Source organism: Cupriavidus sp. GW821-FHT02F09 (assembly GCF_059421605.1).
Map to the genome: position 1 here is coordinate 18,857 of NZ_JBWKVH010000021.1, position 19,713 is coordinate 38,569.

The following is a 19,713-nucleotide window of genomic DNA, read 5'->3' on the forward strand; positions in this document are numbered from 1 at the left end:
GGGCCAGCCGTCCGCGCAACAAGAAACAAAAAACAAGAAACAAGAAACAAGACAAGGAGACAACCCCGTGAGCATCGACTACAGCCAGAAGATCCCGAACAACGTCAACCTGTCCGACGACCGCGCGCTGCAACGCGCGCTCGAGCACTGGCAGCCCGCCTTTCTCGACTGGTGGCGCGACATGGGACCCGAAGGCTCGCACCAGCACGATGTCTACCTGCGCACGGCGGTCTCAGTCGATCCTTCCGGCTGGGCGCATTTCGACCACGTCAAGATGCCCGACTATCGCTGGGGCATCTTCCTCCAGCCCGCCGACCCGGCACGCCGCATTCATTTCGGCGAGCACAAGGGCGAAGCGGCCTGGCAGGAAGTGCCGGGCGAGCATCGCGCCAACCTGCGGCGCATCATCGTCACCCAGGGCGACACCGAGCCGGCCTCGGTGGAGCAGCAACGCCACCTGGGCATGACCTGCCCCTCGCTCTACGACCTGCGCAACCTGTTCCAGGTCAATGTGGAAGAAGGCCGCCACCTGTGGGCCATGGTGTACCTGCTGCATCGCCATTTTGGGCGCGACGGGCGCGAAGAGGCCGAGGCGCTGCTGGGACGGCGTTCCGGCGACGAGGACAACCCGCGCATCCTGGGCGCCTTCAATGAGCGCACGCCCGACTGGCTGGCCTTCTTCATGTTCACCCACTTCACCGACCGCGACGGCAAGTTCCAGCTCTGCGCGCTGGCCGAATCCAGCTTCGACCCGCTGGCGCGCACCACGCGCTTCATGCTGACCGAAGAAGCCCACCACATGTTCGTCGGCGAGTCCGGCATCTCCCGCGTGATCCAGCGCACCTGCGAAGTCATGCGCGAGCGCGATATCCAGGATCCCGCGGACGTGCGTGCTGCTGGCGTGATCGATCTCGATACCATCCAGCGCTACCTCAACTTCCACTACAGCGTGACCATCGACCTGTTCGGCGCCGACCAGTCGTCCAACGCCGCCACTTTCTACAGCGCCGGGCTCAAGGGCCGCTTCGAGGAAGGCAAGCGTGGCGACGACCACGTGCTCAAGGGCGAGGTGTACCGCATCCTCGACGTCACCGACGGCCGCCTGGGCGAGCGTGAGGTGCCCATGCTCAACGCGCTCAACGAGGTGCTGCGCGACGACTACGTCAAGGACACGCTCGGCGGCGTGGCGCGCTGGAACAAGGTGATCGAAAAGCACGGCATCGCATTCCGCATGACAGTGCCGCACAAGGCATTCAACCGCAAGATCGGTAGCCTGGCCAACGTCCATGTCTCGCCGGCTGGCGAACTGCTCACCGAAGCGCAATGGCAGGCCGGCGAGCGCGAGTGGCTGGCAACCGACGAGGACCGCGCCTTCGTGGCCTCGCTGATGGGCCGGGTCACCGAGCCCGGCAAGTACGCCAACTGGATCGCTCCGCCGGTGGTGGGCGTCAACCGCCAGCCGATGGATTTCGAGTACGTGCGCTTCAACTGACCCTGACCAGCCCGGACTGACCCACGGGCAACATGCGGCGCAGCACCGGCGACAGACCGGCCGCGCGCCAAGGAGACCAAAGAGATGGGCGCCCCCGACATCATCAAGCAGCACCTGATCGACCCCGAGATCTGCATCCGCTGCAACACCTGCGAAGACACCTGCCCGATCGACGCGATCACCCATGACGACCGCAACTACGTGGTCAGGGCCGACGTGTGCAACGGCTGCGGCGCCTGCCTGGGGCCGTGCCCCACCGGCGCGATCGACAACTGGCGCACGATGCTCAAAAGCGCGGCCTATCCGATCGAGGCGCAGTTGCTATGGGACGAACTCCCCGCCAGCCTGCCCTTGCCGGCGGACGCGGGGCTCGATAGCGCGCCGGATCCGGCTTCACCGCCGCAGACCGGGCAGGAGCCGCAAACCCAGCAGGTGGAAACCAGCCGGCATACCTCGCCCAAGGCGCCGTGGTCGGCGGCGCATCCGTATGTCAACCTGCACGGCGTGCGCGCCCCCGTCACCGCCACCGTGGCCGGCAACTACCGCCTGACCGCCGACGACGCATCGAGCGATGTGCATCACATCGTGCTGGATTTCGGGCAGCACTATTTCCCGGTGCTGGAAGGCCAGGCCATCGGCATCGTGCCGCCCGGCACCGACGCCAACGGCAAGCCGCACTACATCCGCATGTACTCGATCGCCAGCCCGCGCGACGGCGAGCGGCCGGGCTACAACAACCTGGCGCTCACCGTGAAGCGCGTCGAGCAGGATCATGACGGGCAGCCTGTGCGCGGCGTGGCATCCAACTTCCTGTGCGATCTCGCGCGCGGCGACGAAGTGCGCGTGGTCGGCCCGTTCGGCACCACCTTCCTGATGCCCAACCACCGTGAAGCCAGCGTGATGATGATCTGCACCGGCACCGGCTCGGCCCCGATGCGCGCCATGACGGAGCACATGCGGCGCAACGTCGAGCAATTCGACGGACAGCGCCTGTTGTTCTTCGGCGCCCGCAACGCGCGGGAACTACCCTACTTCGGCCCGTTGATGAAACTGCCGCCGAGCTTCCTCGATATCCATCTCGCCTTCTCGCGCGATCCCGGCCAGCCCCGACGCTATGTGCAGGACGCCATCCGCGAAGCCGGCGCCCGCGTGGCGGCGCTGCTCAACGACCCGCACGGCCATGTCTACATCTGCGGCCTCAAGGGAATGGAAGACGGGGTGCTGGCTGCGTTCGCAGAGGTCTGCGCCAGCACCGGGCTGGCCTGGGGTGAACTGGAAGTTGCCATGAAGACAGAGGGACGGCTGCATATCGAGACGTACTGAGACGTACTGAGACATACCGATCCTGCGGAAGGCCTCGCTCCGTTGCGCCCCACACCCTCGCAACGCGGAGCGCAGCAGAAGGTCTTATACAGGACAAGTGCGCATTCCGCAGCGGGCGAGACCACCAAGCCATGCAGATAAAGATGGCGTTTTCCTGCTTCCCTTACGAAACGAACCGCCTATAATGTTTCTGAAGAAACAGGAGCGAGGCGATGCAACCCAAGCAAGTCCCCGAGCATCTTCCTGCCGGCAGTCCGGACCCCGGCACCACCCTCACCAAGGCGGTCATGCGTGCAGCCGGCTTCCTTGGCATCAGCCAGGCAGGCGTGGCCAACGTGCTGGGCATCAGCACCGCCTCTGTGTCCCGAATGGCTTCCGGGGGCTATGTGCTCGATGCGCATCGCAAGGAATGGGAGTTCGGCGTGCTGTTCGTGCGCCTGTTCCGCTCGCTCGACGCCATCCTCGGCCACAGCGACCAGGCCCGCCTCTGGCTGGCCAACGAAAACCTGGCGTTGGGTGGCAAGCCGCTCGACCTGATCCGCACAACAGAGGGCCTGGTACGTGTCGTTCACTATCTGGATGCCACCCGCGGTCGCGTCTGAGCGCAAGCCGTTTGCGCTCACGCTCTGGCGCGCGGTTGAGGCCCAGCATGTGGTATCGACCATGCCGCTGGTCGACAGCCTGGAGGAGCAGGCCGTGCTGGAAGCCGTGCTGGACGCCGGCAAGCCCGCGGTGCCCGCCGACGCACGCCACCTGCACTATCTTCTGTTCACGCCCTTTCGCTACCCGCCCTCGCCCTGGGGCTCGCGCTTTCGCGCCGAGCAGGATCCTGGCGTGTTCTACGGCGCGGACGATATTCGCACCGCCTGCGCGGAACTGGGCTACTGGCGCTGGCGCTTCCTGCTCGACAGCCCGGCGCTGCCCCGCATCGACGCCCGGCCCCACACCTTGTTCCAGGTGAGCGTGCGCACCGAAGGCATCGCGCTCGACGCCCCGCCGTTTGCCGAAGACGCAGCGAAGTGGACCGATCCCGACCACTATGATGCCTGCCAGGCCTTGGCCCGCACGGCCCGGGAAGCTGGCCTCGGCATGATCCGCTACACCTCGGTGCGCGACCCGGAGCACGGCGCCTGCGCCGCGCTGCTAACCCCGCGCGCCTTCGCCGAACCCCAACCACGCGTCACCACCACCTGGATGCTGACCGTGCGGCCTGACCGCGTCATCTGGCAACGCGACGACCTGCTGCAGCGGGACAGCTTCCAGTTTGCCGCCAGCGTCTGGCAGCGCAGCAAGGCCAGTCCCGCCCCTGCCTGACCCCCCGCGCGCCATTGCAGCCGCGATCCTTATCGGGGCGAGTTCTTGCGCCCTTCGCCATTCTGGCGCAATTGGCTGTTGCACCGCGGTAGGATTTGCCTTATAATCTTTTTCTTCGACGGACGCGGGGTGGAGCAGTTGGCAGCTCGTCGGGCTCATAACCCGAAGGTCGCAGGTTCAAGTCCTGCCCCCGCAACCAAACGCCTGCATGCCAATGCAGTCACGGTCGAATGCAAAGCAAACCAACGCCCCAACGCCCAATTCCGGGCGTTTTTTGTTTTGTGCGCCGGGTGCTCGACTTCGGTGCGGTCCCGCGCGCTAGCCCACCCCAAACTCGCACCCCACCCCCGGCAGCCCCCATCGGCGGTGATACACTTTCGCCATTCCTCCCGGACGCCCCTCATGAAATTCTGCTCGAACTGCGGCCATGCGGTCGTGCTGCGCATCCCTGAAGGCGACTCGCGCCTGCGTTCAGTGTGCGACAACTGCAGCACCATCCACTACGTCAACCCGCGCAATGTGGTCGGCACCATTCCCGTGTGGGAGGACAAGGTCCTGCTGTGCAAGCGCGCCATCGAGCCGCGCTACGGCTTCTGGACGCTGCCGGCCGGCTTCATGGAGATCGGCGAGACCACCGCGCAGGGCGCCGCGCGCGAGACGCTGGAGGAGGCCGGGGCACGGGTGCAGGTCGGCGAACTGTTCTCGATCCTGAATGTGCCGCATGTGCATCAGGTGCACATGTTCTACCTGGCAACGCTGGAAGACCTGGACATCTCGGCGGGCGAGGAAAGCCTGGAGGTAAAGCTGGTCGAGGAAGCCGACGTACCCTGGGACGAACTGGCCTTCCCCACCGTAATCCATTCGTTGCGCTGCTTCTTCGCGGATCGCGCGGCGGGACGGCTAGCCGACGGCACCTTCCGCCTGCACAGCCTGGATATCGACAAGCCGATGCGCCCGCTGACCACCCGGGCCACGGTCGAACCCTGAACCCGGGCGCGTTGCCCGCACTGCCTGCATGATCACCTGGCTGGATCCGCATGATCCGTTCCCGCCGGTCGAGCGTGCGCTCGGCCCGGGCTCCGACGCGCCCGGCCTGCTTGCGGCCAGCCGCGAGCTGTCGGCGCAGCGCCTGCTGCTGGCTTACCGGCAAGGCATCTTTCCCTGGTATGCCGAAGGCCAGCCGGTGCTGTGGTGGAGCACCGATCCCCGCATGGTGCTGCCGCCGCAGGCGCTGCGCGTTTCCAGCACCTTTCGCAAGACCCTCAAGCGCGTGCTGCGCGACCCCGACTGGGAAGTCCGCGTCGACGACGACTTTATCGCCGTCATGCAGGCCTGCGCCGAAACCCCGCGCGATGGCCAGCATGGCACCTGGATCACCGAGGACATCATCACCGCCTATGGCGCACTCCACCGCAATGGCCTGGCGCATTGCGTGGAGACCTGGTACCAGGGCGAGCGCGCGGGCGGCCTGTACGGCGTAGCGCTCGGGCGGATGTTCTATGGCGAATCGATGTTCGCGCGGCGCACCGATGCCTCCAAGATCGCCCTGGCCGCGCTGTGCGCGTTCCTCGGCAACCACGGCGTGGCGATGATAGACTGCCAGCAGGAAACCGATCATCTGGCTTCGCTCGGGGCGAGTCCCATCCCGCGTGCGGAGTTCGCGGCCCATATCCGCATTGCCACCCGCCAGCCGGATATCGTGCCGTGGGGTTTTGACAAGACGGTGCTGCAGAGATGGACTCAGGTGCAGCCGTAGGGCGCACCGCATTGGCCACTCGCCGCAAGGCCTGGTCGCTGCGCCATCGGCTTTCCCGCGTTGCTGTTTCATCCCTGGCCGTTGCAGACACATGAGCAAGCTAAAGGAACTCCCCCTTTCCGCGTTGCAGTTTTACGCTACGGCACCCTACGCTTGCAGCTACCTCGATGGCCGCATGGCGCGCTCTCAGGTGGCCACGCCCGCCCACCTGATCAATGCCGATGTCTATTCGCGGCTGGTGCGCGCCGGCTTCCGGCGCAGCGGCATCTTTACCTACCGCCCCTATTGCGATGAATGCCACGCCTGCACGCCGTGCCGCGTGGTGGTCGACCAGTTCCGCCCTGACCGCAGCCAGCGCCGGGCCTGGCGCCAGCACGGCAGCCTGCAGGCGCTGGTGGCGCCGCTCACCTACGTGGAAGAGCATTATTCGCTCTACCTGCTGTACCAGTCGATGCGCCACGCCGGCGGCGGCATGGACCAGGACAGCCGCGACCAGTACGAGCAGTTCCTGCTGCAAAGCCGGGTCAATTCGCGGCTGGTGGAATTCCGCGAGCCGCCGGGCTCGGCCGAGGCCGGGCGGCTGCGCATGGTCAGCATGATCGATGTGCTCGACGATGGCCTGTCCTCGGTCTACACCTTCTACGACCCGCTGGAGGTGCACGCCAGCTACGGCACCTATAACATCCTGTGGCAGATCCAACAGGCCCGCGAACTCGCCCTGCCACACCTGTACCTGGGCTACTGGATCGCCGATAGCCGAAAAATGGCCTATAAGGCGCGCTACCAGCCGCTGCAGGTGCTGACCGCAAACCAGTGGCGCGCGTTCGATGCGGCGCCGGCGTCGCTGCGGGATGCGGCACCCGCCGTGGCATCGCCCACCGCTGTGCCCGTCGTGCCGCCGCAGCCTGGCGACGAAGCCCCGGAAAACAGCCTGTAGCGGACAGCCTGCGCAAGTCATGCCCGCGCCAGCGGCGCAGTACCCGATCCGGCCCAACCGTTACAATGCCGCCTTGGTCCCGACTTCCAAGCTGATTCCCTGTGCTGAACGCGCTCTACCCCCTGTTTCGCCCCGCCCTGTTCTCGATGGATGCGGAGGACGCTCACCATTTCACCCTCAACAACCTGCTCCGCGCCAAGCGCATGGGGCTGGCGGGCTGCATCGGCAATACCATCGCCGATGACCCGCGCACGGTGATGGGCGTGCGCTTCCCCAACCCGGTTGGCCTAGCCGCCGGGCTCGACAAGGATGGCGCCTACATCGACGGGCTGGCCGCCTTCGGCTTCGGCTTTATCGAGGTAGGCACCGTAACGCCGCGCCCGCAGGCGGGCAACCCGCGGCCGCGCATGTTCCGCCTGCCGCAGGCGGATGCGCTGATCAACCGCATGGGCTTCAACAACGGCGGCGTGGATGCCTTTATCGCCAATGTGAACGCGTCGCGCTGGAAGGCCGAAGGCGGCGTGCTGGGCCTGAACATCGGAAAGAATGCCGATACACCGATCGAGCACGCGGTGGACGACTACCTGCACTGCCTGGAACGGGTCTACCCGCACGCCAGCTACGTCACCGTCAATATCTCCTCGCCGAACACCAAGAACCTGCGCCAGCTGCAGGGCGCCAGCGAGCTCGACCACCTGCTCTCCACGCTCAAGGACGCACAGCAGCGCCTGGCCGACAAGTACAAGCGCTACGTGCCGCTCGCGCTCAAGATCGCGCCGGACCTCGATGCCGACCAGATCGGCAATATCGGCGATGCGCTGGTCCGCCACCGGATCGACGGCGTGATCGCCACCAACACCACGATCGCCCGCGACGCCGTCAAGGGCCTGCCGCACGGCGAGGAAGCCGGCGGCCTGTCGGGCCGGCCGGTGTTCGAATCCTCCACGCGCGTGGTCAAGAGCCTGCGCGCGGTGGTTGGGGACGCGGTGCCCATCGTAGGCGTGGGCGGCATCTTCAGCGGTGCCGATGCGCAAGCCAAGATCGCGGCCGGCGCGCAACTGGTGCAGGTGTACAGCGGGCTGATCTACCGCGGCCCGGTGCTGGTCAAGGAATGCGCCGCCGCGCTGCGCGCCTGACGGCCCCGGCCCAAACCCGTTTTTTGCGCCTTATCACCCCAGCCTCACAAGGATAGCCATGGAAACCACCCGTCTTGGCCGCAGCGACCTGCAGGTTTCGCGCATCTGCCTGGGCACCATGACCTTCGGCGAGCAGAACACCGAAGCCGAAGGCCACAGCCAGCTCGACTACGCGGTGTCGCGCGGCATCAACTTCATCGACACCGCAGAGATGTACCCGGTCAAGCCGCGTGCCGAGACCTATGGCAGCACCGAGCGCATCGTCGGCACCTGGCTCAAGCGCCAGCAGCGTGAGCGCGTCGTGCTGGCCACCAAGGTGGCGGGCCCGGCGCGCATGCCGTGGATCCGCAATGGTGGCGACCTGACCCCGGACAGCATCCGCGCGGCGGTGGACGCCTCGCTGGCGCGCCTGCAGACCGATTACATCGACCTGTACCAGATCCACTGGCCCGCTCGCAACGCGCCCATCTTCGGGCAAAAGCAGTTCGATCCGGCCAATGAGCGCGAGTGCGCCTCGATCCAGGCGCAGCTCGAAGCCATGGGCGAGCTGGTGCGCGCGGGCAAGATCCGCTATGTCGGCGTGTCCAACGAAACGCCGTGGGGCGTGGCCGAGTTCGTCAAGCAGGCGGAGCTGCACGGCCTGCCGCGCATCGCCACCATCCAGAACCCGTACAACCTGCTCAACCGCAGCTTCGAGCAGGGCCTGGACGAGGCGTGCTTTCGCACCGACGTGAGCCTGCTGGTATACAGCCCGCTGGCCTTTGGCCAGCTCACCGGCAAGTACCTCGGCGGCGACCTCGCCCACCCCGTGTTTGACGCGCAGGCCAAGGGCCGCCTGACGCGCTTCCCGCCCGACTGGAGCCCGCGCTACCTGCGCCCGGAAAGCCTGGCCGCGGCCGCCCGCTATGTGACGCTGGCACGCGAGCACGGCCTCTCGCCGGCAACGCTGGCGCTGGCCTGGAGCTACTCGCGCTGGTTCGCGGCGAGCACCATCATCGGCGCCACCTCGCTGGAACAACTGCGCGAGAACATCGATGCCTGGCAAACGCCGCTGCCTGAGGCGATCACCGCGGCCATCGCCCGCATCCACGCCGAAATCCACAATCCGGCGCAGTAACGTTTCCGCGTTCCAGGCACCAGCGACGGTGCGCCGCCCGGCGCCGCCCATGGCGCGCTCCGGGCCTGCCGTTTTCCCCTACTGACGCACTGGAACAGGGCAAAACCGGGCAAATTTCGCCTCGAAAATGGTATCCTCGCAGGCTTATCGCCGTCGTATCCGCTGTACAAGAGCGTCCTCCAGCCTGCCGCCTGGTGTATCGCCCACACAACGGACCGGCCGGTTGGCGCAGCGCGCCGCCGGGCAAGACGGCGGACCAGTTCTTATCGAGAACGAAACGCGGCTCATCACCCAGAACCCATATCCGGGGGAGATTAAAAATTATGAAGTGTCTCAAGACATCGACCAAGACCATCCTGGGCAGCGCCGTCGCCCTCGCGCTGCTGTACGGTGGCGCCGTGCAGGCCCAGACCGTCAAGGTGCTCTCGATTGTCGACCATCCCGCGCTGGACGCCATCCGCGATGGCGTGCGCGACGAGCTGAAGACCGCCGGCTTTGACGCCGACAAGAACCTGAAGTGGGAATACCAGAGCGCGCAGGGCAATACCGGCACGGCCGCGCAGATCGCCCGCAAGTTCGTTGGCGACCAGCCCAACGTGATCGTGGCCATCGCCACGCCGTCGGCCCAGGCCGTGGTGGCCGCCACCAAGTCGGTGCCGGTGGTGTACTCCGGCGTGACCGATCCGGTCGCCGCCCAGCTGGTCAAGAGCTGGAGCGCATCGGGCACCAATGTGACCGGCGTGTCGGACAAGCTGCCGCTGGACCGCCAGGTTGCCCTGATCAAGCGCGTGGTGCCCAAGGCCAAGACGGTCGGCATGGTCTACAACCCCGGTGAAGCCAACTCGGTGGTGGTGGTCAAGGAGCTGAAGGCGATGCTGGCCAAGGAAGGCATGACGCTGAAGGAAGCCGCCGCACCGCGCACGGTCGACATCGGCGCCGCCGCCAAGAGCCTGATCGGCAAGGTCGATGTGATCTACACCAACACCGACAACAACGTGGTGTCGGCGTACGAAGCCCTGGTCAAGGTTGCCAACGAGTCGAAGATCCCGCTGGTGGCTGCCGATACCGACAGCGTCAAGCGTGGCGCCATTGCCGCGCTTGGCATCAACTACGGCGACCTCGGCCATCAGACCGGCAAGGTGGTGGTGCGTATCCTGAAGGGCGAGAAGCCCGGCGCGATCGCTTCGGAAACCAGCGACAAGCTGGAGCTGTTCGTGAACACCGGCGCGGCCGAGAAGCAAGGCGTGACGCTGTCGCCCGAGCTGATCAAGGAAGCGAAGACCGTCATCAAGTAATCACGGCACGCTGACCCTGCGCGTTCTCGCGCAGGTGGCTCTATCCGGGCCCGCCCCCGGAAACGCCTGCGCCGCGCCGCCTGACCCGGGCAGCGTGCCAGGCGTTTTCAGATTCGGCCTCCCGTGCCGGACACAAGCAACTGGATTTCCCCCATGTCCCTCTTTTCCCTGCTGGGCGCCCTGGAGATCGGCCTGATCTTCAGCCTCGTCGCCCTGGGGGTGCTGATCTCCTTCCGCATCCTCAATTTCCCCGATCTGACGGTCGATGGCAGCTTCCCGCTGGGTGGCGCCGTGGCGGCCACGCTGATCGCCTCGGGCCAGGATCCGTTCATCGCCACCGCGCTGGCGATTGTTGCGGGCGCCTTTGCCGGCTTCGTCACCGGCTGGCTCAACGTGCGCCTCAAGATCATGGACCTGCTGGCCAGTATCCTGATGATGATCGCGCTGTACTCGATCAACCTGCGCATCATGGGCAAGCCCAATGTGCCGCTGATCACCGAGTCGACCATCTTCACCATCCTGCAGCCGGACTGGCTGCCCGACTACATGCTGCGCCCCGCGCTGCTGCTGATCGTGGTGGTCGTGGCCAAAGTTGGCCTGGACTGGTTCTTCTCCTCGCAGCTCGGCCTGGCCATGCGAGCCACCGGCGCCAATCCGCGCATGGCGCGCTCCCAGGGCATCGCCACCGGCCGCGCCACGCTGGCGGGCATGGCGCTGTCCAACGGCCTGGTAGCCCTCGCGGGCGCGCTGTTCGCGCAGACCCAGGGCGGCTCCGATATCTCCATGGGCATCGGCACCATCGTGATCGGCCTGGCCGCGGTGATCATCGGCGAGAGCATCCTGCCGGCGCGCCGGCTGGTGTACACCACGCTGGCCGTGGTACTGGGCGCCATCCTCTACCGCTTCTTCATTGCGCTGGCCCTGAACAGCGAGTTCATCGGCCTCAAGGCACAAGACCTGAACCTGGTCACTGCCGTACTGGTGACCGGTGCCCTGGTGTTGCCCGGGACCCGCAAGAAGCTGTTCGGCCGCAAGAACGGAGGTGCCTGAGATGCTGCGCGCACAAGACCTGAAACTCACCTTCAATCCCGGCACCCCGATCGAGACGCGCGCGCTGCGCGGCCTCAGCCTGGATATCCCGACGGGCCAGTTCGTTGCCGTGATCGGCTCCAACGGCGCCGGTAAATCCACCTTCCTCAATGCCATCAGCGGCGATCAGATGGTGGACACCGGCCGCATCACGATCGACGACGTCGACGTCACGCGCAAGCCGGCCTGGGACCGCGCCCCGCTGGTGGCGCGCGTCTTCCAGGACCCAATGGCGGGCACCTGCGAGGCACTGACGATCGAAGAAAACATGGCGCTGGCCATGGCACGCGGCAGCCGCCGGGGCTTTCGCGCGGCGCTGAACAAGCCCTCGCGCGAGCTATTCCGCGACAAGCTGCGCCTGCTCAACCTCGGCCTGGAAAACCGCCTGACCGACCGCATCGGCCTGCTGTCGGGCGGCCAGCGCCAGGCCGTGAGCTTGCTGATGGCCTCGCTGCAGCCCTCGCGGATCCTGCTGCTGGACGAGCACACCGCTGCGCTGGACCCGAAGACCGCCGCCTTCGTGCTGGAGCTGACCGCCAAGATCGTGGAGCAAGCCAAGCTCACCACGATGATGGTCACGCACAGCATGCGCCAGGCGCTGGACTACGGGCAACGCACGGTGATGCTGCACCAGGGCCAGGTGGTGCTGGACGTGTCGGGCGACCAGCGCGCCGGGCTGGACGTGCCGGACCTGCTGCGCATGTTCGAGCAGACACGGCATGAGCAACTGGATGATGATGCCCTGCTGCTGGGCTGAGCCTCGCGCTTCGTTCGCTTAGCCACGCACCCATGCAAAAGGCCCCCGCTTGAGCGGGGGCCTTTTGCATTCGGGCACGGCGTGTGGCTGCTCAGGCTGTGGCCGCCTTGTCCAGCCAGCGCTTGAGCTGGTCGGTGACGGCGGTGCTCGAGAACGAGCAGCTATCCTGCGCGAATACCGCCGCCATCTCCAGCCGGCGCAGCAGCTCTTCCATCGCCTGCCCGAACATCGGCGGCAGCACCAGGCCGGGAGCTGCCTCGCGCCAGCTGCGCACCAGGCCATCGGCCGCGAGCTGGCCGCCGACGTGTTGTTCAAGTGCGGCGCGCATGGTTGCCAGCGCCGGTGCATTGTTCGTGGTCGTGGCCATCAACGCGCCCTCCTTTCTTTGTAAAGTTCGCGGAACGTGCGTCCGCTCGGTGCCGGCAGGTCGCGGGTCTCGGTCCAGCCACGGCCCGCCATCGGCAAGCTGGCAATCAGCTTGCTGCTGCCGCCCATGCGCGCAAGCAAGCGCGCGCCGACGCGGGTGGCGAAGGCGTATAGCCCCGGGCGGCGCGCCACGTAGCCCCACACTTGCAGCCCGAGCCGCTCCTGCCAGGGACGCAGGCCACGCTCCATCTGCTTCTCGCGCAGCTTGCGCAGCAGGTCCGACAGCGGGATCGAAGCCGGGCACACGCGGTTGCATTCTCCGCACAGCGTGGCAGCCTGCGGCAGGTCCAGCGCATTGGCGATGCCGACATAGCTCGGCGTCAGCACGCTGCCCATCGGGCCCGGGTAGACCCAGCCATAGGCATGGCCGCCGATCTTCTGGTACACCGGGCAATGGTTCATGCAAGCACCGCAGCGGATGCAGCGCAGCATGTCCTGGAAGTCGCCGCCGATCAGGCCGCTGCGCCCGCCGTCGACCAGCACGAAATACATATACTCCGGGCCGTCACGCTCGCCCTCGGCGCGCGGGCCGGTCAGCAGCGAAAAGTAATTCGAGATGGCCTGCCCGGTGGCCGAGCGCGGCAGCAGCCGCATCACGGTAGCCAGGTCTTCCAGCGTCGGCAGCACCTTCTCGATGCCGGTCACGGCCACATGCACGCGCGGCATCACCGTGCACATGCCTTCGTTGCCTTCATTGGTCACCACCGCCACCGAGCCTGTTTCGGCAATGATGAAATTGCCGCCGGTCACGCCCATGTCGGCCGACAGGAATTCCGGCCGCAGCACTTCACGCGCCTCGCGCGTCATCTCCGAGATATCGGTCAGGCGCGGCTTGTGGTGGACCTTGGCGAAGAGATCGGCGATCTCTTCCTTGTCCTTGTGCACTACCGGGGCAATGATGTGCGACGGCGGCTCGGCATCGTTGATCTGCAGGATGTATTCGCCCAGATCCGTCTCGATGCTCTGCACGCCCATCTCGCCCAGCACCTGGTTCAGGCGCATTTCCTCGGTCACCATCGATTTGCTCTTGATGACCTTCTTCACGCCGTGCTTGTGCGCAATTTCGGCTACCAGCCGCGCGGCGTCGGCCGTGGTCTCGGCAAACAGCACGGTGGCGCCGCGGCGCGTGGCGTTTTCCTCGAAGGTGGCGAGCCAGACGTCGAGGTTCTGCAGCGCGCGGTCGCGGCGCTCCTTGAGTGCCTCGCGGGTGGCATCGAAGTCGATGTCGCGGATGGCGTCGGCGCGCGCCGTGACGAATTTGGTGGAGAGCTTCTTGAGGTTCTGCTGCAGGCGCTGGTCGGCCAGCTTCTGGCCCGCGCGCGCTTTGAACTCCATGCTGCGAACTTGCATAGCGGGGATCTCGCTAAGGTTTGTTTTTCAGCTGGCCGGGATCAGGCATCACCGGCGAGCACTTGCGCGATATGCAGCACCTGGGTACGCGTGTCGCCGGTCCTGCGCAGGCGCCCTTCGATATTGAGCATGCAGCCGAGGTCGCCCAGCACCACGGCATCGGCACCGCTGGCCTTGATGTTGGCGCACTTCTCATCGACGATGGCCGTGGAGATATTGCCGTACTTGACCGAGAAGGTGCCGCCGAATCCGCAGCAAGCCTCGCAGTCCTTCATCTCGCTCAGTTGCACACCGGGCAATTGCGCCAGGAGAGCGCGCGGCTGGCTCTTGACGCCCAGTTCGCGCAAGCCGGAGCAAGAGTCATGGTAGGTAATGCGGCCCGTGAACTTTGAATCGAACTCGCCCAGCTTGGCCACGTTGACCAGGAAATCGGTCAGCTCGAACACGCGCGAGCGCAGGCCTTCGTATCGGCCATTCAACTCGGGGTCGTCGCCGAGCAGGTCCGCATAGTGGTGCAGCACCATGCCGCCGCAGGATCCGGACGGAATCACCACGTAGTCGAACATTTCGAACTCGCGCAGGAATTTTTCCGCCAGGTCGCGCGATGCCGTGCGCTCGCCCGAATTGTAGGCAGGTTGCCCGCAACAGGTCTGGGCTTCGGGCACCATCACCTCGAAGCCAGCCTTCTCCAGCAACTTGAGCACCGAGAAGCCGATTTCCGGACGCATGAGGTCCACCAGGCAGGTGGCGAACAGACCAACTCGCATTGTTTCCCTTTTCCAGACCCCGAAACCCCGCAATTATGCGCCCTTGCGCACCGGCCAGCATACAAAAGCGTGCACGGCAGGGGTGAATTCGCCGCATTTTTGCATGCCTTTTTCGACACATTCGTCATCAGCAAAATCAGAAGATTCTTTCGGCAATGCCATTTCACCTATTGAAATTTTCACAATGCGAGATAGAATCAGGCAACCGCTTAATTTGCCGCACGGCAACATTTCCCCATGGCAGAAGCAGACAAAGCCCCCGGCAAGACGTCCATCCAGGTCATCGAACGCATGATGACCCTGCTGGATGCGCTCGCTCAGCACGCTGATCCGGTCAGCCTCAAGGAGCTGTCGCTGACCACCGGGCTGCACCCGTCCACCGCGCACCGCATCCTCAATGACATGGTGGCCTGCCGCTTTGTGGACCGCTCCGATCCGGGCAGTTACCGGCTTGGCATGCGGCTGCTGGAGCTCGGCAACCTGGTCAAGGCCCGGCTGTCGGTACGCGACGCCGCGCTGGCACCGATGCGGGCCCTGCACCGCGTGACGGGCCAGACGGTGAACCTGTCGGTGCGGCAAGGCGACGAGATCGTCTACATCGAGCGTGCTTATAGCGAGCGCTCCGGCATGCAGGTGGTGCGCGCCATTGGCGGCCGCGCCCCGCTGCACCTGACTTCGGTCGGCAAGCTGTTTCTGGCCGCCGACGAAGTGGCGCGCGTTCGCAACTACGCCACCCGCACCGGGCTGGCCGGCCACACCCGCACCTCGATCACCGACCTGATCAAGCTCGAGCGCGAACTCAACTGGGTGCGCACCAACGGCTATGCGCGCGACAACGAAGAGCTGGAACTCGGCGTGCGTTGCATCGCCGCCGGCATCTACGACGACTCGCGCCGTCTGGTGGCCGGATTGTCGCTTTCGGCCCCGGCCGACCGCCTGCAGGACAGCTGGCTGCAAAACCTGAAGGACACCGCGTTGCAGATCTCGCGCGGCATGGGCTACGCGACTGACGTCGCAGCCTGAACACGGCGGGGTGAACGGCGCGGGAAGCCACGCGCCCTTCGCGCCGAACCCTTATCTCGCCCCCTTCCCTTTTCCCTTCCCCTTCTCCCCTTTCCCTCACGCAGGGCCTCAATCGAGAACTAGGTATATACCCTTAGTTTTCAGATAACCTGAATAGCTATATCCTGCTGGGCATGCGGACCAAAGCCATTACCCTCACCGAACAGGTAACCCAGCAGTTGCGCGCCGAGATCGCCGGCGGCACCTACCCCGTTGGCGCCCGGCTGCCGACCGGCAAGCAGCTTGCCGAGCAATACGGTGTGAGCCCCGCCGTCATCCGCGAGGTGACCGAGCACCTGCGCTCCCAAGGCCTGGTCGAAAGCCGCCAGGGCGTGGGCAGCACGGTGCGCTCGCGCGTGGGCAATGCCGGCTTCCAGCTGCCGCAGGAGATCGGCATCGATCGCGACGAACTGGCCAGCATCTACGAGCTGCGGCTCGATCTGGAGAGCGCCGCCGCCGCGCTGGCGGCGCTGCGGCGTACCGCGCAGGATGTCTCCGGCATGCAGGCGCTGCTGGACCGGCTCGCGGCGCAATTGCACGACCCGCACCGCGGCGCTGAGGCAGACACGGCCTTCCATGTGGCGATCGCCACCGCCACCCACAACAAGTACTACCTGCAGCTGCTGCAGTACCTGAACCTGCAACTGCACCAGGCCGTGCATGTGGCGCGGCTCAATACCCGCCAGCAGGAAGGCCTGTCCGAACAGGTCCACCAGGAACACCTGGCCATCTTCCACGCGATCCGCGCCGGCGACCCTGAACAAGCGCGCGCCGCGGCGGTAGCCCACCTGCGCGGCGCGGCGGCACGCCTGGGCCTGCAACTGGCAGCGCGCGGCAAGCCCCTCACCAGCGGCCAGGACCCCACTCATTCCGCGGCCTGAAGCCGCATTGCCACTCCGGATAGACCCATCATGCAAAATTCAGCTTTCCTGCCCCGCCTGATCGAAGCGCTAGGCACCGACGTGGTCGCCACCGAGCCAGACCAGGTTGCACCGTGGCTCGCCGACTGGCGCGGCCTTTACCGTGGCAACGCGCAGGCCGTGGTGCGCCCGCGCTCGGTGGATGAAGTGGCACGTTGCCTGGCCTTGTGCCAGCAGGCCGCGGTCCCGGTGGTGCCGCGGGGTGGCAACACCGGCCTGTGCGGCGGTGCCGCGCCGGACAGCAGCCCCGCCAACGTGGTGCTGAGCATGGACCGCATGAACGCGATCCGCTCGATCGATACCATCGCCAACACGCTCGTCGCCGAAGCGGGCTGCATCCTGGGCAACCTGCGGCGCGCCGCGCAGGAGGCGCATCGCCTGCTGCCGCTCAGCCTGGCAGCCGAGGACTCCTGCCAGATCGGCGGCAATCTCGCGACCAACGCCGGCGGGGTCAATGTGGTGCGCTACGGCATGACCCGCGAGCTGGTGCTGGGCGTGGAAGCCGTGCTGCCCAACGGCGAGATCTTTCACGGCCTGCGCGCCTTGCGCAAGGACAACACCGGCTACGACCTCAAGCAACTACTGATCGGCTCCGAGGGCACGCTGGGCGTCATCACGGCGGCAGCGCTGCGCCTGTTTCCGCGCACCGACGCACGCTCGGTGGTGCTTGCGGCAGTGGCCTCCCCGCTGCAGGCGCTGGAGCTCTTCGAGCTGCTGTTCGCGCAGTGCGGCGCTCGCCTGCAAGCCTTCGAATTCTTCACCGGCGATTGTGTCGACCTCGTGCTCAAGCATGCGGAAGGCGTGCAGGAACCCTTCAGCCAACGCTATCCCGCCTATGTGCTGGTGGAGCTGGCCGACACCACCGACGAAGCCGCCCTCAACGTGCTGCTGGAGCGCGTGATTGGCGAGGCACTGGAGCGCGAGCTGTGCCTGGACGCCGCCGTCTCTGCGTCGCTGTCGCAACTGCAGAGTCTGTGGAAGCTGCGCGAGGAAATCTCCGAGGCCCAGCGCGCCGACGGGCCGCACCTGAAGCACGATGTGTCGCTGCCGATCGAGCAGATCCCGGCCTTCATGGTGTCGATGGAGGCGCGCCTCAAGGCCATCAGCCCCAGCATCCGCCCGTTTATCTTCGGGCATTTCGGCGACGGCAACCTGCACTACAACCTGTCGCGCCCCGCGGGCACGGAGCGCGACTGGACCGCGCAGCATGGCAAGGCGCTGACCGCCGAAGTGCTGGATGAAGTGGCGCGCTACGGCGGCAGCATCAGCGCCGAGCATGGCATCGGCCAGCTCAAGCGCGATGATTTCCTACGCCTCAAGGACCCACTCGAGCTGCGCATGATGCAGGGCATCAAGCAGTTGCTGGATCCGGCCGGCATCATGAATCCGGGCAAGCTGCTCTAAGCGCGCCGCCCACGCCCCAAAGAAAAACGCGCCGGTGACGGCGCGTTTTTTTGATTTCAAGCAGCAGGCGGCCAGATCACTCCGGCGCCGCCATCAGATGCCGCGAGGCTGCTGGGCGGTCAGGATTGCCTGGGGGCTGGTTGGGCTGCCAGGCCCCTGCGTCAGGTTTGGGGACGTCGGAAAAGGGCGGCCAGGCCCGGTCTGCACGTGTTCCAGCCAGTCCTTGACGCGGTTGGCATCTGCGAAGCGGGACAGCTTGCCAACGGAATCCAGGAACACCATCACCACATTGCGGCCATTTACGCGTGCCTGCATCACCAGGCACTGGCCAGCCTCGGAGATAAAGCCTGTTTTCTGCAGGCCGATCTCCCAGTTGCCGCCGCGAACCAAACGGTTGGTGCTGACGTAGTGCTGGGTGCGGCCCAGTACATTGACCTCATGCTCGGTCTGCGTCGAAAACTCGCGGATGGTAGGGTTGCGGTACGCCGCGTTGACCATGCGCACGAGGTCCATCGCGCTCGACACATTGCTGCTCGACAAGCCGTTCGAATCGACGAAGTGGCTGTCGTTCATGCCGAGCTCGCGTGCCTTGCGGTTCATGGCTTGCACAAAGGCCGGCAGGCCGCCCGGGTAGCTGCGGCCCAGCACCGATGCCGCGCGATTCTCCGAGGACATCAGCGCCAGCAGGAGCGCCTCCTGACGGGAGAGCTGCGCGCCAAAGCGCAGGCGCGAACTGCTGTGCTTTTCGTTGTCGCGGTCTTCCTCGTTGATCGTGAGCACCTCGTCCATCGGCTGGCGCGCATCCATCACAACCAGGGCGGTCATCAGCTTGGTGATCGAGGCGATCGGCAGAACCGCGGCGGCGTTCTTCTGGAACAGCACTTCGTTGGAGTTCTGATCCATCACCAGCGCCACGCTGGAGCGCAGCGCGAGCGCGTCTTCGGTGTCACGCAGGCCGAGCGCCTCGCCCAGCGAGGGTTTCGCGGGGATGAACGCCGCACGAACCGGTACCGCCTGGCGCTGCGCCACCACGGTGCGCTTACCGTTTTTCAGTACCACGACCTTGCGCGTAGTGGCGCGCTCGGCCTTGCCGCTGGTCGCGACCTGCTTGGATTTCGCGGATTTAGAGGGGGAATTTGCCGATTTTTTTTCGGACTTGGCGACTTTTGCCGACTTTTTGCTGGTTTTAGCGGTGTCCGACGTTTTCGTCGCGGCATCGGCCACAGGGGCGGCCAGCATGGAAACGGTCAACAGCACAGAGGCCGCAACCGAAGTAAGAGGGGTAGAGCCGAAGAATCGCAAAAATAGGGGGGAATCAGACCGGAACATGATTCATTCAGCGCGCAACTAGGATTGCGCCAGTTTAGGAAAAAAAGAAATTGTTAGCAAGATTAAAGACTTACGAAGCCTCTTTAAAGTTCGATTTGCAAACAATTCCACATTACGGCAAATGCGGGGCACGCATCACATGACACGTGCATTAAGACCGACGTCGACTGTGGTAATTCCACACTGTTTCATCTTTCTCACCCGCCCGTGGGGTTGCCCCGAGCCAACATGCAGCGGCA

At 65.6% G+C, this 19,713-nt stretch carries 20 protein-coding genes and 1 tRNA gene; 16 read left to right on the forward strand and 5 right to left on the reverse strand.

The genetic code is table 11. From position 1 onward, the window contains the following. The first annotated feature begins 67 nt into the window (after positions 1 to 67). From boxB to AC07XB_RS22310, 13 genes are all read left to right on the forward strand, one after another. Positions 68 to 1,492, forward strand: a complete 1,425-nt coding sequence (gene boxB / locus AC07XB_RS22250) for a benzoyl-CoA 2,3-epoxidase subunit BoxB (protein ID WP_174422703.1) — start codon at positions 68 to 70, stop codon at positions 1,490 to 1,492. 84 nt (positions 1,493 to 1,576) lie between these two features. After that, positions 1,577 to 2,815, forward strand: coding sequence for a benzoyl-CoA 2,3-epoxidase subunit BoxA (boxA, locus tag AC07XB_RS22255; protein WP_492372779.1), 1,239 nt, complete (start codon positions 1,577 to 1,579; stop codon positions 2,813 to 2,815). 212 nt (positions 2,816 to 3,027) lie between these two features. Then, on the forward strand, positions 3,028 to 3,417 hold the full coding sequence (locus AC07XB_RS22260) for an MbcA/ParS/Xre antitoxin family protein (protein ID WP_043345277.1): 390 nt from the start codon (positions 3,028 to 3,030) through the stop codon (positions 3,415 to 3,417). Then, complete coding sequence (locus AC07XB_RS22265; protein ID WP_492372778.1) at positions 3,377 to 4,129, forward strand: RES family NAD+ phosphorylase; 753 nt, start codon at positions 3,377 to 3,379, stop codon at positions 4,127 to 4,129. Before AC07XB_RS22260 ends, AC07XB_RS22265 begins: the two co-directional genes overlap by 41 nt. 123 nt (positions 4,130 to 4,252) lie before the next feature. After that, positions 4,253 to 4,328 (forward strand) — tRNA-Met (locus AC07XB_RS22270). A gap of 203 nt (positions 4,329 to 4,531) precedes the next feature. Further along, a complete protein-coding gene (locus tag AC07XB_RS22275) occupies positions 4,532 to 5,116 on the forward strand; it encodes an NUDIX hydrolase (RefSeq protein ID WP_174422706.1) in 585 nt (194 codons plus the stop codon). 28 nt (positions 5,117 to 5,144) lie between these two features. Next, complete coding sequence (aat, locus tag AC07XB_RS22280) at positions 5,145 to 5,885, forward strand: leucyl/phenylalanyl-tRNA--protein transferase (RefSeq protein ID WP_492826789.1); 741 nt, start codon at positions 5,145 to 5,147, stop codon at positions 5,883 to 5,885. A 91-nt stretch (positions 5,886 to 5,976) separates the two neighbouring features. Then, positions 5,977 to 6,822, forward strand: a complete 846-nt coding sequence (locus tag AC07XB_RS22285) for an arginyltransferase (RefSeq protein WP_492826791.1) — start codon at positions 5,977 to 5,979, stop codon at positions 6,820 to 6,822. Positions 6,823 to 6,923: 101 nt separating this feature from the next. Next, complete coding sequence (locus AC07XB_RS22290; RefSeq protein ID WP_492807670.1) at positions 6,924 to 7,958, forward strand: quinone-dependent dihydroorotate dehydrogenase; 1,035 nt, start codon at positions 6,924 to 6,926, stop codon at positions 7,956 to 7,958. 58 nt (positions 7,959 to 8,016) lie between these two features. After that, positions 8,017 to 9,075: an aldo/keto reductase gene (locus tag AC07XB_RS22295; protein ID WP_492807672.1), complete on the forward strand. Its 1,059-nt coding sequence runs from the start codon at positions 8,017 to 8,019 to the stop codon at positions 9,073 to 9,075. Positions 9,076 to 9,398: 323 nt separating this feature from the next. Beyond that, the gene (locus tag AC07XB_RS22300) at positions 9,399 to 10,370 is read left to right on the forward strand and encodes an ABC transporter substrate-binding protein (protein WP_043345265.1); all 972 of its coding nucleotides are present in this window, start codon (positions 9,399 to 9,401) and stop codon (positions 10,368 to 10,370) included. A gap of 153 nt (positions 10,371 to 10,523) precedes the next feature. After that, positions 10,524 to 11,420, forward strand: a complete 897-nt coding sequence (locus AC07XB_RS22305; RefSeq protein WP_492375942.1) for an ABC transporter permease — start codon at positions 10,524 to 10,526, stop codon at positions 11,418 to 11,420. A 1-nt stretch (position 11,421) separates the two neighbouring features. Then, a complete protein-coding gene (locus AC07XB_RS22310; RefSeq protein ID WP_492375941.1) occupies positions 11,422 to 12,216 on the forward strand; it encodes an ABC transporter ATP-binding protein in 795 nt (264 codons plus the stop codon). Positions 12,217 to 12,307: 91 nt separating this feature from the next. Here AC07XB_RS22310 and AC07XB_RS22315 read toward each other — a convergent pair whose 3' ends face one another. Genes AC07XB_RS22315 through AC07XB_RS22330 form a run of 4 tightly spaced genes read right to left on the reverse strand, consistent with a single transcriptional unit; the run spans position 12,308 to position 14,921 of the window. After that, positions 12,308 to 12,583 carry a hypothetical protein gene (locus tag AC07XB_RS22315; RefSeq protein ID WP_492375940.1) on the reverse strand — a complete coding sequence of 92 codons (276 nt, stop codon included), beginning with the start codon at positions 12,581 to 12,583 and terminating at the stop codon, positions 12,308 to 12,310. Next, positions 12,583 to 13,992 (reverse strand): LutB/LldF family L-lactate oxidation iron-sulfur protein, encoded by a 1,410-nt coding sequence (locus AC07XB_RS22320; RefSeq protein WP_492826794.1) that lies wholly within the window; start codon positions 13,990 to 13,992, stop codon positions 12,583 to 12,585. The genes AC07XB_RS22315 and AC07XB_RS22320 overlap by 1 nt, the downstream gene beginning before the upstream one ends. Positions 13,993 to 14,033: 41 nt before the next feature. Next, positions 14,034 to 14,759: a (Fe-S)-binding protein gene (locus tag AC07XB_RS22325; protein ID WP_150987773.1), complete on the reverse strand. Its 726-nt coding sequence runs from the start codon at positions 14,757 to 14,759 to the stop codon at positions 14,034 to 14,036. 33 nt (positions 14,760 to 14,792) lie between these two features. Continuing rightward, a complete protein-coding gene (locus AC07XB_RS22330) occupies positions 14,793 to 14,921 on the reverse strand; it encodes a hypothetical protein (RefSeq protein ID WP_492807681.1) in 129 nt (42 codons plus the stop codon). Positions 14,922 to 14,996: 75 nt separating this feature from the next. On the opposite strand from AC07XB_RS22330, the gene AC07XB_RS22335 reads away from it, so the two are divergent. The 3 genes from AC07XB_RS22335 to AC07XB_RS22345 all read left to right on the forward strand — a co-directional run bounded on the left by AC07XB_RS22335 (position 14,997) and on the right by AC07XB_RS22345 (position 18,145). After that, entirely contained in the window at positions 14,997 to 15,782 is a 786-nt protein-coding gene (locus tag AC07XB_RS22335; RefSeq protein WP_150987776.1) for an IclR family transcriptional regulator, read from the forward strand. A gap of 173 nt (positions 15,783 to 15,955) precedes the next feature. Next, on the forward strand, positions 15,956 to 16,702 hold the full coding sequence (locus AC07XB_RS22340) for a FadR/GntR family transcriptional regulator (RefSeq protein WP_492375937.1): 747 nt from the start codon (positions 15,956 to 15,958) through the stop codon (positions 16,700 to 16,702). A gap of 30 nt (positions 16,703 to 16,732) precedes the next feature. Beyond that, on the forward strand, positions 16,733 to 18,145 hold the full coding sequence (locus AC07XB_RS22345; protein WP_492375936.1) for an FAD-binding oxidoreductase: 1,413 nt from the start codon (positions 16,733 to 16,735) through the stop codon (positions 18,143 to 18,145). A gap of 93 nt (positions 18,146 to 18,238) precedes the next feature. Here the strand turns inward: AC07XB_RS22345 and pbpG are convergent, their stop codons facing one another. Next, entirely contained in the window at positions 18,239 to 19,384 is a 1,146-nt protein-coding gene (pbpG, locus tag AC07XB_RS22350) for a D-alanyl-D-alanine endopeptidase (RefSeq protein ID WP_492375935.1), read from the reverse strand. Between the last annotated feature and the right edge of the window lie 329 nt (positions 19,385 to 19,713).